At 44.5% G+C, this 17,532-nt stretch carries 14 protein-coding genes; 11 read left to right on the top strand and 3 right to left on the bottom strand.

Annotated elements, in window-relative coordinates:
- Positions 1–553: 553 nt before the first annotated feature.
- The 3 genes from ACVBIK_RS09215 to fadI form a co-directional block, all read right to left on the bottom strand.
- Positions 554–742: a hypothetical protein gene (locus ACVBIK_RS09215; RefSeq protein ID WP_447161298.1), complete on the bottom strand. Its 189-nt coding sequence runs from the start codon at positions 740–742 to the stop codon at positions 554–556.
- 357 nt (positions 743–1,099) lie between these two features.
- Positions 1,100–3,220, bottom strand: a complete 2,121-nt coding sequence (gene fadJ / locus ACVBIK_RS09210) for a fatty acid oxidation complex subunit alpha FadJ (RefSeq protein WP_447169524.1) — start codon at positions 3,218–3,220, stop codon at positions 1,100–1,102.
- Positions 3,221–3,224: 4 nt separating this feature from the next.
- Entirely contained in the window at positions 3,225–4,535 is a 1,311-nt protein-coding gene (gene fadI, locus ACVBIK_RS09205; protein WP_447161296.1) for an acetyl-CoA C-acyltransferase FadI, read from the bottom strand.
- Between the two features lie 405 nt (positions 4,536–4,940).
- On the opposite strand from fadI, the gene ACVBIK_RS09200 reads away from it, so the two are divergent.
- The 11 genes from ACVBIK_RS09200 (at position 4,941) to ACVBIK_RS09150 (ending at position 17,526) form a co-directional block, all read left to right on the top strand.
- A complete protein-coding gene (locus tag ACVBIK_RS09200; protein WP_447161295.1) occupies positions 4,941–5,897 on the top strand; it encodes an AAA family ATPase in 957 nt (318 codons plus the stop codon).
- Complete coding sequence (locus ACVBIK_RS09195) at positions 5,897–6,826, top strand: DUF58 domain-containing protein (RefSeq protein ID WP_447161294.1); 930 nt, start codon at positions 5,897–5,899, stop codon at positions 6,824–6,826. Before ACVBIK_RS09200 ends, ACVBIK_RS09195 begins: the two co-directional genes overlap by 1 nt.
- Positions 6,827–7,345, top strand: a complete 519-nt coding sequence (locus ACVBIK_RS09190; protein ID WP_447161293.1) for a DUF4381 domain-containing protein — start codon at positions 6,827–6,829, stop codon at positions 7,343–7,345.
- A complete protein-coding gene (locus tag ACVBIK_RS09185; protein ID WP_447169523.1) occupies positions 7,339–8,352 on the top strand; it encodes a vWA domain-containing protein in 1,014 nt (337 codons plus the stop codon). Before ACVBIK_RS09190 ends, ACVBIK_RS09185 begins: the two co-directional genes overlap by 7 nt.
- Positions 8,353–8,354: 2 nt before the next feature.
- Positions 8,355–10,316, top strand: a complete 1,962-nt coding sequence (locus ACVBIK_RS09180) for a VWA domain-containing protein (protein ID WP_447169522.1) — start codon at positions 8,355–8,357, stop codon at positions 10,314–10,316.
- Positions 10,310–11,947: a BatD family protein gene (locus tag ACVBIK_RS09175; protein ID WP_447169521.1), complete on the top strand. Its 1,638-nt coding sequence runs from the start codon at positions 10,310–10,312 to the stop codon at positions 11,945–11,947. The genes ACVBIK_RS09180 and ACVBIK_RS09175 overlap by 7 nt, the downstream gene beginning before the upstream one ends.
- Positions 11,948–12,142: 195 nt before the next feature.
- Positions 12,143–12,706 (top strand): sigma-70 family RNA polymerase sigma factor, encoded by a 564-nt coding sequence (locus ACVBIK_RS09170; RefSeq protein ID WP_447161289.1) that lies wholly within the window; start codon positions 12,143–12,145, stop codon positions 12,704–12,706.
- Complete coding sequence (locus ACVBIK_RS09165; RefSeq protein ID WP_447161288.1) at positions 12,699–13,403, top strand: DUF3379 domain-containing protein; 705 nt, start codon at positions 12,699–12,701, stop codon at positions 13,401–13,403. Before ACVBIK_RS09170 ends, ACVBIK_RS09165 begins: the two co-directional genes overlap by 8 nt.
- Before the next feature lie 140 nt (positions 13,404–13,543).
- The gene (gene putP / locus ACVBIK_RS09160) at positions 13,544–14,995 is read left to right on the top strand and encodes a sodium/proline symporter PutP (RefSeq protein WP_447169520.1); all 1,452 of its coding nucleotides are present in this window, start codon (positions 13,544–13,546) and stop codon (positions 14,993–14,995) included.
- A 355-nt stretch (positions 14,996–15,350) separates the two neighbouring features.
- Positions 15,351–16,625, top strand: a complete 1,275-nt coding sequence (locus ACVBIK_RS09155; RefSeq protein WP_447169519.1) for an OmpP1/FadL family transporter — start codon at positions 15,351–15,353, stop codon at positions 16,623–16,625.
- A 184-nt stretch (positions 16,626–16,809) separates the two neighbouring features.
- Positions 16,810–17,526 (top strand): SIMPL domain-containing protein, encoded by a 717-nt coding sequence (locus ACVBIK_RS09150; protein WP_447161285.1) that lies wholly within the window; start codon positions 16,810–16,812, stop codon positions 17,524–17,526.
- The last annotated feature ends 6 nt before the right edge of the window (positions 17,527–17,532 follow it).

Here is a 17,532-nt window from a genome sequence, read left to right as displayed (position 1 = left end):
CCACTGCAAACTGCCGGTATTCCACATATCAAGTATGAGCCACTGCAAACTGCCGGTATTCCACATATCAAGTATGAACCACTGCAAACTGCTGGTTTCCCACATATCAAGTACATCAACCAAGCAACGGCTTAATTGAGGATATGACTATGTTTGATTCAATCAAAAAGGCACTTGGTTTTGATAAACCTATTCGTAAAAAAGTACAGTTGCCTGAGGGCTTAAGCCATTTAGAAGTGATCCCAGCTAAAGGTTGGTGGAACTAAGCAAGCGGATAAAAATATTGAGGAGTATGATTATGTTTGATTCACTGATGAAAGCACTTGGATTAGCAAAACCTGCTCGTAAAAAGGTTCAACTGCCGGAAGGACTGAACCATTTAGAAGTTATCCCAGCTAAAGGTTGGTGGAACTAAGCAGCTTAGCTAAGTAACTTACTATGTGCTTTACTAAGTACCTCTTAGCAGAAAGGGCTGATTAGTTAAATGACAGAAAAAGGAGCATATGCTCCTTTTTTGTTATCTCAATAAACGTTAACGTCTCAATCTGAGCGCTCACAAAGCGATTGAGGTACCCTGCTTGCCCATAGCTTTACGGTATGCAAGCTGTTTATGAGAGTTAAACAGAGGATAGGCTGCGGGCCCTAATAATGCACCAGCAAACGCCCAACGCCTAACCGGAAGACCAGCTTTAAATGCTGAGTTACCTAAGAAATAGCCCGAACAGATTAATATCAATACCATAGCCAATAGCACTTATCTACACCCCACTACCAATAAGCTCGCCCTTAAAAGGCTGACAACCGATTGCCCATTATATAGACTAAATTAAACGAATGAGAGTGTTTTTTAGGCTATTTGAGTTAAGGCCTGCTTGGGGGCACTAGCTTGAGAACTCAAAATTGAAAGTTCTAAATTAAGAGTACTAAATTGATAGTGCTAAATTGATAGTGCTCTACATTACGATCTCTAGGTTGAGAGCAACGACTCGAAACAATTGACCAAAAATAGACTAGTAGAAAATATAAAAGCGGCGCACTTCTCCTTGTAACAGGGATAGTGGCCGCTTTGTAAGGCTATTATGGGGTGTAGCGCTTCAGCCTAACTGAAGAAGCGCGTTCCCTCCTGCGCCATCTGCTTCAGTTTAACAGAGGGCTCAAAACGACTACCATATCTAGACTGGTAATTTTCTAAGATCTTAACTAAGTTAGCAGCGCCTAGCGTATCAATATAATGGAAAGGTCCGCCGAGGAAAGGTGGGAAACCTATACCAAAAATCGCACCAATATCACCATCTCTTGGGCAAGCAATAATGTTCTCCTCTAAGCATCGTACCGCTTCATTTAGCATCTGTACCACACAGCGCTGCGCGACCTCAGTCGCTTCAGTATCAACGCCAGGCTTTAATCCTAGAACCGTATAAACACTTTCATCAACTTGTTTCGCTTTTTTCTTTCCACCATAGAGATAGAAACCTTTACCGTTCTTACGGCCCTTTCTATCGTCGGCTAAAAGCTTATCGAATGCTGCTGGTGCTTTAAATCGTTCACCTAGCTCTTTTTCAAGAATCGGTGAGATTTTAGCACCAACATCAATACCGACTTCATCTAAGAGCGTCATTGGTCCAACGGGGAAACCAAACTTCACTAATGCTTTATCGAGGTGCTCAACGCTCTGTCCTTCTAACAACAGCTGAGCGGCTTCGTTCATATAAAGCGCAAGAATACGGTTTACATAAAAGCCTGCGCCATCTTGAACCACAATCGGTGTTTTACCTTGCTTTTTAGCAAATGCTACTGTGGTCGCAATCGTTTCTGCCGACGTTTTCTCATGGGCAATCACTTCGACTAACGGCATTTTCTCAACCGGCGAGAAATAGTGTAGACCAATAACATTTTCTGGACGGCTAGCCGCCTCAGCAATTTGGCCAATTGGCAAAGAGGAGGTATTTGAAGCAAAAATAGTATGTTCACCACACTCACGCTCTACATTTTTAACCATTTGATGCTTCAGCGCTAAGTCTTCAAAAACAGCCTCGACAACAATATCCGCATCTTTAATGCCTTTATATTCTGTCGTGGTTGTCATCAACGCCATCAAATTATCGCGAACGGCAGGTGTCATATGGCGGCGTTTAACACCTTTGTCTAGCAGTTTGTACGCATATGCCAATGCGTTACTCAGCCCTGTTTCGCTGATATCTTTAACTCGAGCAGGGATCTTAGCCTTAGTTGTCGTCACCGAGGCAATTCCACCACCCATTAGTCCACCACCAAGTACCATGGCCTTATTGACTTGCTTAGGCTCTACATCACCGGCGCCAGTCTCTTTTTTCATCTCAGTGGTCGCAAAAAAGATACTACGCAGCGCTTCCGATTCTTTCGACATCACAAGTTCGGCAAAATGACTCGCTTCAACTTCAAGCCCTTTGACCATGCCCTTAGCCATGCCTTGGCGCACACAGTCAATTATTTTTGCCGGAGCGGGATAATTACCTTGGGTCTTTTTCGCGACTTGCTTTGCGGCTTGATCGAAAATAATGTTACGACCAGCACTTGTCCCTTCAAGCATTTTATTCATCAATGACTGTTGCTTTTTCTTCGCAGGGAGTTTGCCCGCTAAAGCCATTTCTACAGCTGTACGCAGTAAAATTGAATCAGGCACCGCATCATCCACCAAGCCCATTTTTAATGCTTGTTTAGGGCGAAGTTGCTTACCGGTTAACATCATATCAAGCGCAGTGGTTACGCCAACCAAACGCGGTAAACGCTGGGTACCGCCGCCGCCAGGAAGTAAACCTAATTGAACTTCAGGTACGCCCATCATGGTTTTTGGGTTAAGTGAACATACTCGCTTATGACAAGCTAAAGCGAGCTCTAAGCCACCACCTAAGCAAGCGCCGTTAATAGCAGCTACAACTGGGATCGATAAACTTTCAAGTTCATTAAATACCACATGGCCCTGCTGAGATAACTGCTTTGCATCTGCTGCAGTTTCACAAGCATCAAGCATAGAAATATCGGCACCAGCAACAAACGAGTCCTTTTTACCCGAGACTAATACCAAGCCTTTAATGTTAACATCAGCTTTGATTTCAGCGAGTACATCACTGATTTCAGGTCCAAATTCACTGCGCAGGGTATTCATGGTTTCGCCTGGTACATCCATAGTTAAAATGGCAATACCGTCATCGCGACGCGTTAAATTAAATGTCTTTTCCATGTGATTAATCCACCTCTACTATCATTGCTGCACCTAAGCCACCCGCAGCACATGCTGTTGCGAGACCCGTTCCACCACCACGTCGTTTAAGCTCATGACAAACTTGAGTCACCAAACGTGTGCCAGTAGCGGCAAATGGATGACCATAAGCTAACGAGCCACCAAGCACGTTAAACTTACTCATGTCGATGTCACCAATCGCACGGTTGCGCCCCAGTTTTTCTGCAGCAAATTTCTTCGAACCGAACATCTGCATATTGGCTAGCGTCTGCGCCGCAAACGCTTCATGCATCTCAATCAAGGTTAAATCTTCAAGTTCCATCCCCGCACGTTTAAGCGCGAGTGGTGTTGCATATGAAGGTCCCATTAGCATGTCTTGCCAAACATCGATGGCTGTAAAAGCATAACTCTTGATATAGCCAATCGGTGTGTAACCTAACGCTTTAGCGCGGCCTTCACTCATCAGCAATACCGCTGATGCGCCGTCTGTTAATGGTGTACTGTTAGCTGCTGTCACTGAGCCGTGTTTACGGTCAAAAGCAGGACGCAGCTTAGCGTAAGACTCAAGGGTTGAGTTCTCACGAATATTATTATCACGGTCGATAAATGACTTATAAGGCGGGACATGTGCTGCCATCACTTCTTCAGCCAATTTACCTGCATTCCAAGTTTCCGTTGCAAGTGTATGTGAACGGTGAGCTAATGCATCTTGGTCGGCGCGGCTGATATTGTAAGTCTTTGCCATTTGCTCTGCAGTTTGCCCCATAGACAAGCCAGTCGAATACTCGGCAACTGCCGGTGGCACTGGTAGTAAATCTTTGAGGCCTAAGCGGCGAAAAATAGCGAGTTTTTGGCCAAAACTGCGTGCTTTATTTAGATCAACTAAAGCGTGAGCCAGTCTTTTTGAGACGCCTATTGGTACTACAGAAGAAGAGTCTGCCCCACCAGCAATACCGATATCCATATTACCCGTCATGATCGACTCGGCCACGTTGACGGTGGATTGAAAACTGGTCGCACAAGCACGTGTGACACTATAAGCATCAGTACTGACATCCATACCGGTGCCTAGCACAATTTCACGAGCAATATTGGGCGCAGCTGGCATTAGCACAACTTGCCCATAAACAAGCTGCTGGATCTCTTTAGGATTAAGCTCTGAACGAGAAAGCAGTTCGTTAACCACCATCTTGCCCATATCTAACGCAGACACCCCATGAAAAGCCGTAGCTTGTTTTGCAAATGGTGTACGTAAACCCGAAACAATCGCGATTCTCTCGCCTCGCGCATTCGTCACCTGTTGTCTATCACTCATTTTTCGCCCTCTTATTCTGCTTGCTAACCTATGGCTGCACGCTTTCTTATATCCTTGAGAAACCTATTTGCCTTCAATTAAACAGGTCTGACCATTTAAAGTGTGATCTGATTCTAACTTCTTACTGAAAAGTTTTAAACACTTGTTTGTTTTTTTGCCTTAAATATATCCAAAACTTTTTAATTAACAAATATTAATGGATAAAAACTCAATAACTGTTGTCTATGTTTTTACTCATTAACGATTAAATGTAGCAAAAAAGGACGTTCTTAAAGGGGACTTTGGTCATGCCAATATGATGACTTATCAGCCTAACGGTAAATTGGCACTAGCCAAACCCTTAAGGAATTTTCTACTATGTCGTTGGTCTATATCTAACTAACTTTAAATAAACCGAGTAGCATCATGCCTTTGAGTCGATTTCACGCGTTACGCGAATACTTAAATACTGTCATTCTAGGACAGCCTATTCTCACCGAGAATCTACTAATTGCATTAATTGCCGATGGGCACCTATTGGTCGAAGGCCCACCAGGCCTTGCCAAGACCCGCGCAGTAAAAGCACTGTGTGATGGCGTCGAAGGGGATTTTCACCGTATTCAATTTACCCCGGATTTGTTACCAGCGGATTTAACCGGTACCGATATTTACCGTGCTCAAACGGCAACCTTTGAATTTGAAGCGGGCCCAATTTTTCATAACCTTATCTTGGCCGATGAGATTAACCGTGCGCCAGCCAAAGTACAGTCAGCTTTATTAGAAGCAATGGCTGAAGGGCAAGTCACAGTGGGTAAGCACAGCTATCAACTGCCAGAACTTTTTTTAGTGATGGCGACACAAAACCCACTAGAAAACGAAGGTACCTATCCGTTACCTGAGGCACAACTAGACCGATTCTTAATGCATTTGAATCTAGATTACCCAAGCGCAGAAACTGAATTTGAGATCATGCGTATGTCTCGTAATGAGGCGCTTAAACAAGAAATGCCCCGCGTTGAGCCCATTATTCAAGCTGATATTTTTGCCGCCAGAGAGCACGCATTACAAATTTATCTCGCTGAGCCACTAGAGAAATACATCGTCGATATCATTATGGCGACACGCAAGCCTGAGGCTTATAGCCAGGAACTTGCCAGCTGGCTTGAATACGGCGTGAGCCCTCGTGCAACCTTATCAATTGAGCGCTGCGCGCGAGCACGTGCCTACCTGTACGAACGAGACTTTGTTTCACCCGAAGATATTCAAGCCGTTGCGCCTAACGTGCTGCGCCACCGCCTGCTATTGAGCTATCAAGCACAAGCTGATGGCGTCAGTGCCGACGATGTGATCAATCATATTCTTTCTCAAGTCGCGGTCCCTTAATGGTCAATACACAGCTGCCATTGTTTAGCGATGGCATTAATATTACTGAAAAAGAGTTACTTGCTTGCCAAAGTCTAGCGAAAGCTTTGCCAGAAAAACGCTCAAAAGCCAAAGCCAGTCTATCAGGCCATCGCGCCAGCTTGATTAAGGGCCGAGGCATGGAGTTTGCGGAGGTGCGTCACTACCAAAGCGGTGATGACGTTCGCACCATTGATTGGCGTGTCACGGCAAGGACTGGCAAAGCGCACACCAAGTTATTTGTTGAAGAGCGCGAACGCCCTGTTCTGCTATTGCTCGATCTTAGCCATAGTCTCTATTTTGGCTCGAGCTTAATGTTGCAATCTGTGCAAGCCGCTCACCTTGCCACGACACTTGGTTGGAGCGCGATATTACACGGTGACCGCTTAGGAGCATTAATTGCCACCGAAGAGGAGCATATCGAGCTTAAACCAAGAAGTCGCCAACAAGGCATATTGCAAGTTATCTCTGCCATAAAAAAACTGCATGAAAATCAACTGAGAAATATTGCTGAGCAAGAACCAGAGCCCGATCATTTAGCTAAAGCTTGTCAAAGATTACGTCGGCTTGCCAAACCAGGTTCATTAATCTGGATAATCTCCGACGGTAGTCATTTTACGCCCGGATGCTTAGCTGCCCTATCGGACTTAAAACGTCACTGTGATATGGGGGCCTTTTTAGTCACCGATCCACTACGTCAAGGCCAATTGTCACTGCCTAAGCACTTTCAGCTGCCTGTGAGAGAGGGTTCAAAAGAGCTCATTATTGACAGAAACAGTTACGAGCAATGGCTAGCTAATCAACAAAATTTACAAAACCAATTTATTGAAATGATGCAAAAGCTTAATGTTGAAACCCGTATTATCGATGCAGGGCAACGCCTTAATCAGCAATTAGGGACGCTTAGATAAATGACCAATCCTGTTAATCCCGCACTTGCCTCGATGCAAGATATTCAAACACCTGTCGAAATAGGCCTCTGGCCATTAGCATACGGTTATTGGCTTGCACTGTTTAGCATCTTGGTGCTTGTTATGCTTGCCTGTGTCTGGCTAATAAAGCGTCGTCAACACCGTGCAGCAAAACGTGCTGCATTGGCTGAACTGGCCACACTCGATATTCACAATCAGCAATATGCCTCAGAGGTTAGCAGCTTGCTAAAGCGGGCCGCCATGAGCTATTGGGCTCGTAGCCAAGTTGCCCAACTCAGTGGTGATGATTGGTATCAGTGGCTTAACGCGCAAGTGACGACTCCTCAAGATGAACTGTGCCGATTACTAGCGACGCGTTTTCAGCCATCAAGCCTCAGCGATAAAGACAAGCAAGCGCTTAAGTTACATGCTCAAAACTGGTTAAAAGCCGCCTTACCGCTTACCAATAAGCAAGGTAAAACACACAATGAAATTAACAACGAGGTAAGCCCATGTTAACGCTTGCCTGGCCATTACTATTGCTACTGTTACCTCTACCGCTCATTTTTAGAAAGAAGCAGCAGACACAACAGCTTGGCGGCCATTTAATTTTGCCCGGTGCCAGCTTACCTAATCAAGTCGCTGCGAGCGAAAAAAGCCAGGGTACTCGTAAACGCTATTGGATTGTATGGTGCTTACTCGTGTTAGCCTGCGCCCGCCCTTTATGGGTTGGTGAAGCCATTGAGCTACCCAGTAAAGGCCGTGATCTAATGTTATCGGTCGATCTCTCTGGCAGTATGCAAATAGAGGATATGGTGCTGGACGGTAAAGCCGTTGACCGTTTTACCCTTATTCAACATGTGATCAGTGACTTTATTGAACGTAGAAAAGGTGACCGAATAGGGCTTATCCTGTTTGCTGACCATGCATATTTGCAATCTCCGTTAACCCAAGATAGACGCACCGTTGCGCAATACTTAAAAGAAGCGCAAATAGGCTTAGTCGGTAAGCAAACCGCTATAGGCGAAGCCATCGCACTTGGGGTGAAACGCTTTGACAAAGTCCTGCAGAGTAATCGCGTCTTAATCTTACTGACTGATGGCTCAAACAACGCTGGAGCAATTTCTCCCGAGCAAGCGACGCAAATCGCCGAGAAAAGAGGGATCACTATTTACACCATAGGAGTGGGTGCAGATGTCATGGAGCGCCGAACCCTATTTGGTAAAGAGAGGGTCAATCCATCAATGGATTTAGACGAATCTCAATTACAGAAAATTGCTAAAACAACCGGTGGCCAATATTTTAGAGCACGCAATACCCAAGAGCTTGAGCAGATCTATCAAGTGATAGATACCCTTGAACCCGTGACTCGAGATCAATTAAGTTATCGACCACAAGCAGAACTATTTTACTGGCCGCTATGTCTGGCGCTGTTAACCTCGATTTTCATATCACTGAGTCAGGTCTCATTGTTTCGAACAAAATCGATTAGAACCAAGTCTAACCCAATCAAAGGAGGACGTTAACCATGCATTTTTTACGTCCTGAATGGTTCCTTGCGCTGATCCCATTAGGCTTGCTACTGCTGTTTTTATATAGAAGTAAAACCGCAAGCTCTAGCTGGAACCATTATATTGCACCACATCTGGCTAAAGTACTGGTTGGTGGTTCGATTAAGAAAAAACACAATAACATTACTTATTTGGCTATCGCATGGCTTATCGCAGTATTTGCATTATCCGGCCCCGCCTTTGAGAAAAAAGCACTGCCGGTATTTGAGTCAGCTCAAGGGCGAGTTATCGTTATGGATATGTCACTGTCGATGTATGCTAATGACCTAGCTCCTAACCGCTTAACTCAAGCAAAGTATAGAGCAACGGATCTTATCGATGAATTGCCTGACGGTGAAACAGGTTTAATTGCCTATGCAGGTGACGCATTTACCATTAGCCCACTAACGCGAGATAAAGCGACCCTGCTTAACCTTTTACCCACACTAACCCCTAGCATTATGCCAATTAAGGGGTCAAACCTTGAAGCAGCTATCACTCAGGCGCAATCTTTATTAAGTCAGGGTGGGCATGTTCGAGGTGATATTATTTTATTTACTGACGGGATCACTAGTACTCAATTTAAGCGCGCCGAGTCGGTACTAAAAGGCAGTCCATATCGGCTAGCGATTATTGCGTTTGGTAGCCAACAGGGCTCACCGATAAAGCTACCCGATGGTCAGCTATTACGTGATAACGCCAATCAAATTGTTGTCGCTAAAACAGATTATGCCCTGCTAAAAGAGTTAGCGACCGACGCTAATGGCATACTAGTGCCAAGCCGAGCTGACGGTTCGGGGATCACTCAAATAAAGCAATGGCTCGCCACGACACAAGACACCAAAGCCAGTGATCTTGAAGGCGAAACATGGCAGGACTTAGGGCCCTATTTTGCGCTACTACTGCTATTACCTGCCCTACTGAGTTTTAGAAACGGTATGATTGCCACCTTTGCCCTTCTTCTGCTTATCCAGCCCAGTGAGCAAGCCTATGCCAGTGCATGGGACGACCTGTGGCAAACCCAAGATCAGCAAGCCATGCAGGCTTACCAAGCTGATGACTATCAAACTGCTGCAGCGCAATTTGTCGACCCACAATGGCAAGCGAGTGCGCTTTATAAGGCGGGCGAATACGAGCAAGCACTCAGCGCATTTGAGCAAGATAGCTCAGCCAATGGTTTATATAATCAAGGCAATGTCTTAATGCAACTGGGCCAATACGAGCAAGCGCAGCAGCGCTACCAGTCAGCCTTAGATAAGAAACCGCAGTTTGATGCAGCGCAGAGTAACTTAGCGTTAGCTAAAAAGCTCCAACAGCAACAAGAACAACAAAATAGTGATCAGTCTGAGCAGCAACCAAAAGATGACCAGTCGCAACAAGACCCATCTCAACAAGACAAGTCACAAGATGGCCAATCAGACAGTGAGCAATCCAAAGATGAGCAATCCAAAGATGAGCAATCCAAAGATGAGCAATCTAGTGATAATCAACCACAAGACAGCCAATCTCAAGAGCAACAGTCACAGCAGTCTGAGGATAAAGGTGAGCAAAGTTCACCTTCTCAACAAGAACAAGATCAGCAAGCGTCTGAACAACAAACCTCGAATCAAACTAAGGCTGATAACGATGCTGAGATGCAGGCTGAGGCTGAGGCAGACTCAATAACACAAAACGCTGAGGCAGATAAAGAGCAAGAGCAACAAGATCAATCAGCAAAAGCAGAGGCACAGGCCAATCAAGACGCTGGCCAGCCAGAAGCAGGATCGGAGCAAGCAGTTGCAAGCACAATCGTAACGGATGAGCCTTTACCACCAGAAATGGAACGAGCTCTTCGTGCAATCGCTGATGATCCCCAAGTCTTACTGCGTAATAAAATGCAACTTGAATACCAGAAACGTCGCCAACAAGGCATCAATTCTAAGGAAATCGAACAGTGGTAATACGGCATATTTTTCTTTTAGCGATCATCGCCATTACAACCGCTTTTCCAGCGAGCGCGATAACCCAACTGCAAGCCTCTGTTGACCGTAATCCGGTGATGGAAGGAGAGACCTTGGTACTGACTGTAACTGCTGATGACGATCTCAACAGTGGCAAACTCGATACCTCATCACTGCTGAAAGACTTTATTGTTGGCCGAACCAGTATCAGCCGCAGTAAAAAAATCATGAACTTTGATGCCAGTAACGAAACGCGTTGGCAGGTACTGCTTTCACCTAAAAACAGCGGAAACCTAGTCATTCCTGCATTTAATATCGAGGGTATTAGCTCTAACCCCATCTCTTTATCTGTATTGAAAACAGGCTCTCAGCCCCAACAGATGCAAGATATCTTTATGCGAGCAAATATCTCTAGCGATGAGGCCTATGTAGGCCAAATGCTAACGTATAAGGTGAAGCTCTATTTAGCGCTAGAGCTACAACGTGGCGTGCTAAATGCCCCTGATCTTGAAGGTGCACAAATAAAGCAGCTTGGAGAAGATAAAGACAGCACTGAAATTGTTAATGGTCGTCGTTATCGGGTGATTGAACGCTATTATGCCATTATTGCCGACCAACCTGGTGAGCTGACCATTACAGGCGCCAGTTTCTCGGGTGATGTACTAGTCCAATCAAGACAGAGCGGTGCCATGTTCTCATTTAATGAAAGCCGACCAACACAAACTCAAGCACCTAAAATGACGGTGCTGATCAACCCTATGCCAGCGGATTATCATGGTGAATGGTTGGTCTCTGATCTCGTGGTATTAAAAGAGGATTGGCCTGAGACTGCAACTGAATATAATGTTGGTGAACCAATTACTCGCACCATCACCTTGCTCGCATCAAATACCGATGAAACGAGTTTACCTGACATTGTCATGCTAACCCCGAAGGCACTGAAAACCTACCCAGAAAAAGCGCAGCGCAATACGTTCCTTCGCGACAACCAAATGGTGTCTCAACTCACTCAGACCACTGCGATTGTAGCGACAAGTCCAGGTACTTACACCCTGCCTGAAATTACAGTGCCATGGTGGAATCCACACCTCAACAAACAGCAGTTTGCCACCTTGCCTGCCCGCACGATTGTCGTAAAAGGTGATACTGCTATGGCGCCTATTGAGCAGCAAGTGATACAAACGCCGACCAATAATAGCAGTAGTGGGTTTTGGCCTTGGTTATCTCTAGCCTTAGGTACCCTTTGGCTTATAACACTTGCACTGTGGCTTAACGCCCGTAAAAATCGGAGCGAACATGCCGACACAGACGCTAAGCCAATCATCGCGAAACCAAGCAATACCTTATCTGCTCTGCAAGCAGCCTGCCGCGCAAAAGATGCCACTCAAGTCCTAAACGGCCTTACTCGCTATTACACTGAGTTATATCGACAGCCAATGTCTCTAAGTCAAATTTCGATGACTGACTCTGTGATAGCTAACGCGATTGAACAAATGCAGCGAGCTGCATACAGCCCGAGCAAACTCACTAACAATATCGATTTTGCCCAGCTGTTATCCGTTGTCAGAAAAGCAGCAGCACCGAATACTCAAGCTAAATCATCGGCGTTAGTCAAGCTCAACCCCAGTTAAATCGATTGGGTAACTGACTCCTTAAAAAGACGCTTATATATAAGCGTCTTATTGTTTTTAGCCCTAATGCTATGTCCTCATAGCTTGCTTTTACACCGTTACACATAACCATTTACACCGCTAAACTTAACCATTGGTATTCCAACTTGAACGAGGTTAAGCTGTGTTTTATTGATCCAGTTAGAAAAAATAAAAATGTTTGAGAGTTGGCGAAACAAAAAGTCGAAGTCCACGGTCTCTTCAGACATGGTTAGTAAACAACGACGATACGATAGCCTTGTCAGGGCACTTCATGCCGATATTTACCGTTTCGCCTACTGGCTATGCGGCGATAAACATATCGCAGAAGATATCACCCAAGAAACGTTTCTCCGTGCTTGGCGCTCTCTTGACTCTTTAAAAGATGAGAAAGCCGCTAAAGCTTGGTTGATCACTATTTTACGTCGAGAAAATGCTCGCCGTTTTGAGCGTAAGCAGTTTAATTACTCCGATATAGAACAAGAATTTATTGAAGATACTTTTTCGGGCAGTACCGAAGAACATGTAGAACAACATTTAATACAGCGACAAATTTCTAAGTTAGAACTTGAATATCGAGAACCACTATTACTGCAAGTTATTGGTGGCTTTAGTGGTGAGGAGATCGCAAAAATCCTCGACTTGAATAGAAATACCGTTATGACACGTTTATTTAGAGCGAGAAATCAGCTGAAAGATGTACTTGAACAACCAAAACACAGGGGTCAATCCAATGGATGAGCTTACGTTTCGTCGCCAGGCCTACAGTGAACCCAATAACCAAGATCCTGACTTTCTCGATGCTGCGATGGAGTCAGTAGAAAGGGAGGCCTTTTTAAACGATCTAAAAGGGTTAGACAATAAAATCGAGCGAGCATTAAGCATCGATGTTCCCGATGATCTAGCGGCAAAGTTACTGTTAAGACAACAGCTACAACATCATCACTCACAGCGCCGCAAAACCGGTTTTGCCTTTGCACTGGTGGCTTCGGTCGCATTTTTAGCTGGCATGACTTTTACGTTAATGAGAATGGGGCCCGTAGATCTTAGTCAACACGCCTTAGCGCATGTGCATCATGAAGATAAAGCCCTGCGTATTGATCAAAATGTACAGTTTCAAGATGTAAACTTTCAACTTGCTTCTCTTGGCGGGCAAAACGATATGAGGTTTACCCAGCAACCGGGTAAAGTCTTTTACAGCACTTACTGTGACTTTCAAGGTGTACAAAGCCTTCATTTAGTCATGCAAGGTGAACAAGGTAAAGTGACCCTGTTTATCGTACCGCTAGAAGATCGCATGGTGCTTGAAGAAGCCTTTGCAGATAACAAATACAAAGGGATGGGCTTTGCGACAGACAACGCATACATGTTACTCGTCGGTGAACAAAGCCAAGATCTTAATTACGTTAAGAACGAAATTAAGCAAACTTTCATCTAAATCTCTTCACAACCAATGATGCTCAAAGTGCATCATTGGTTAGATCTTCATCACATATCCCTCCTTTATTGAGCCTTAGCTCATAAATCTGCTAGCATAGCGCCCACATAAATAGAAAAGAAAAGAAGCGTGAACCACACATGACAATTGAATTACCCGTTTTAATTACTTTTATCGCCTATCTCGCTTTGATGATGGGCATAGGTTTATGGGCTTATAAAGCAACAGATTCTGTAGACGATTATATTTTAGGTGGTCGCGGTATGGGCCCTGCTGTAACTGCACTCAGTGTGGGTGCATCCGATATGTCTGGCTGGCTACTTCTTGGCTTACCTGGCGCGGTCTATCTAGGCGGATTAGGGGAAGCCTGGATTGGCATCGGTTTAGTTTTTGGTGCTTGGCTCAATTGGCTATTTGTCGCGAGACGTTTGCGTGTTTATACGCAATTTACTGATAACGCCCTCACGCTACCTGACTTTTTTGAAAAACGTTTCGAAGATAAGCAAGGCACATTAAAGCTGGTTTCAGCTATTACTATCTTAGTATTCTTTACCTTCTATGCTTCATCAGGCATGGTTGGCGGCGCCATTTTATTTGAAAAAGTATTTGGGCTCGATTACACCTTAGCGCTGCTGATCGGCTCTACCATTATCGTAAGCTATACCTTCATTGGTGGATTTTTAGCCGTTAGCTGGACTGACTTTGCCCAGGGCTGCTTAATGCTGGTTGCGCTCCTAATCGTTCCGGTGGCCATTTTTAGCCTTCCTGAAACACAAGTTGGTCTAGAGAACATCGATCCCGCTATGTTGTCTTTGTTTAATGAAAATACCACTTTTATTGGCTTTATATCGCTAATAGCATGGGGACTTGGCTATTTTGGTCAACCACATATTCTTTCGCGCTTTATGGCTATCGCGTCGCCTGATGATATTCCTGTATCGCGCCGCATCGCAATGAGCTGGATGCTACTAGCATTATTAGGTGCTTTAGCAACTGGTATTGCAGGTAGTCTTTACTTTGCGGCCGAGCCATTATCAAATCCTGAAACGGTATTCATTCACCTCGCGCACGCCGCCTTTAACCCATGGATTGGTGGTTTACTTATTGCCGCTATCTTGTCGGCGATTATGAGTACTATCGACTCACAGCTTCTAGTGTGCTCTAGTGTTGTCACTGAAGATTTCTATAAAAAATGGTTACGTCCTCAAGCGCAAAGCAAAGAGCTTATGTTAGTCGGTCGTATTGGCGTATTGGCCATTGCTGTTATTGCAGGTATTGTTGCCCTTAATCCAGACAGTAGCGTGCTTGGTCTTGTGAGCTATGCATGGGCCGGTTTTGGAGCCGCATTTGGTCCTGTTGTATTACTTTCACTATTTTGGCGTAACTATAGCCGCAATGGCGCTATCGCTACCATCATTGTTGGCGCGCTTACCGTTGTGATTTGGAAGCAACTCACTGGCAGCATTTTCGACATCTATGAAATTCTACCTGGATTTATTTTAGCCACACTTGCAGGTGTACTCGTCAGTAAAATGCAAAGCCCTTCAGAGGCTATTAAACAGCAGTTCGATAGCTTCGAAGCTAAGCTATAGCAGCAATAGCGAACTAAAGCAGATAAAAAGCGTACACTTGTACGCTTTTTTTATTTTAATCAACAACCTCCTAAACACCCCACCCGTTACATTCCATTAACGCACAATCAAACCAACTCATATGCCCAAGCCTATGCTAGCTATACTTTCTATAGCCAGTTTCAATTGCGCTGTTAATTTAACCGCCATAAAAACGCGCAACAATTAACTAATAATCAACAATAAAACGATTCTGGTCGGAGTTGTTAGCTTGCTCACATCTCCCTACTATGCACTGGTTTAATAAGTGGATCTTGCCGCTAATCATGAATTAGCCCCCAATAAGCAAGACCAAAATATAATAGAGATGATAATAATGAAGAATTTCAACAAGACTCTTATTGCTGTATCAGTAGCTCTAGTAAGCACGCAAACAATGGCTGCGGGCTTCCAAATTAACGCCCAATCGGCAACAGGTGTTGGCCGTGCATTCGCCGGTGACGCAGTGATAGCCGATAACGCATCAGTACTTTCACGTAACCCAGCAGCTATGGCATTGTTTGATGAGAAACAACTTTCAATGGGCTTAACTTATGCTGACGTACAAGTTGAAGTTCAAGATGTTGCTTTGGGTGATGTCCACTACGGCAGCGTAGACGATGGTGCCGAAGCGAAAATAATTCCGAACTTTTACTATGTTAGCCCAGTAAACGATAAATTCGCTTACGGTGTTGCTATGTTCAGTAACTTCGGTACAGGTACCGATACAACTGAGCTTTCAAACAACATCATTGGCGGTGTTGTACCTGCTCCAATCGACCTACTTGGTAAGACTGAAGTCACAACAATCAACTTCAATCTAAGCGCATCATACCGCTTTAACGACCATTTCAGCGTAGGTGCCGGACTTGATGTGATCTATGGCTCTGGCACGTTAACGCGTGGTGGTGCAATGCCAACACCTGAAGGACCACAACATGTAGATCTCGTTGATGTTGATGCCGATGGCGTCGCATTTGGTGGCATCCTCGGCGCTGTATATGAAATCAATGCTGACCACCGTTTTGGTATGAGCTACCGCTTCAGCCCTGATTTCAAAGCAAATGGTGATATCAGCATGACCGATCCTCAAGCAGGCCCAGTCATGTTTGATGAAATCAATATACCATTACCGGATATTTTCCAGGTTGCCGGTTTCCATCAGCTAACAGAAAAATTTGCATTGCATTACACAGCCCAGATGACAACTTGGGGTGATTTCCATGAGATTACTTTAACAGATGGCACCATTGGTGGAATTTCTGTTGCTCCAGAAGCAAGTCTAAAGACTTACGCTTGGGATGACTCTTGGTTATTCAGTGTAGGTGGTACTTATGCCCTTAATGACAGCTGGACACTGCGCGCAGGCTACATGTTTGATCAAGGTGTAGTCGGTGAAGTCAGCTCTATCTCTATTCCAGATTCAGACCGTCAGTGGTACACAATGGGTGCGACTTACAACCTCTCTAAAAACACCAGCCTAGACTTTGGTATCGCATTCGTCCGCGGTGAGGAAACACATCTTACAGAACAGAGTATTCTAGGTTTGGTCGATGCGACAACTACATCAAACGCAACGTACTACTCAATGCAATACAACTACAAGTTCTAAGCTAAACACTTAACAGTAAAACTGCTTGTGTTTTAAAAGCCGCATATTAATGCGGCTTTTTTATTGCCTTTAGTCTATCGCCCTGAGTTCTGATGAATCCCATATACTGATGAAAACTTATTCATTGTCTTAACCAGCTATTCCCTGCTAACTTAACAGTACTGGCAATCACTCTGAGTACTTTATGTCTAAGCACAACGCCCTACCCGCCCTTATTCTTGGTGGTTTACTCTGCTTTGGCCTGATAATGTCAGCGAGTACCGTTGGCGATAAACTGATTAAGATGAAAGCGATGGATCGAACGGTCACCGTAAAAGGCTTAGCCGAAAAAGAGGTGCGAGCAAACATTGCTATTTGGCCAATTCGATTCAGTGAGGTCGATAACAATCTCAATGACCTTTACCAGACAGTACAGAGCAAAACGAACAAGGTCGTCGAATTCTTACAGCAGCAAGGCTTTAGTGACAGTGAAATAACCGTTGCGTTACCTGCAATTGAAGACAGACAAGCCCAAGGTTATGTCGATCCAAATGTTAAATACCGTTACGCCGCTAAAATATCTATTTCTTTATATACTGACAAAGTCGATTTACTGCTTAAAACCCGCACTAATATGTTGAGCCTAGTTAAAGACGGCATTGCCATTTCCGATCAAGACTACAATAGTAAAGCGCAGTTTTTGTTTACAGAGCTAAACAGAGTCAAACCAGAAATGATTCAATCTGCCACTCAAAATGCACGCCAAGTCGCAGAAAAATTTGCCAAGGACTCTAATTCCAAGCTAGGTAAAATTAAAAAAGCGACGCAAGGACAATTTAGTATTAACGACAGAGACAGCAATACTCCCTACATCAAAAAAATCCGTATCGTGTCAACATTGACCTACTACCTTAACGATTAAGTTAGC

The organism is Shewanella sp. 125m-1 (assembly GCF_052977065.1).
This window is presented reverse-complemented; position numbering and strand designations above follow the sequence as displayed.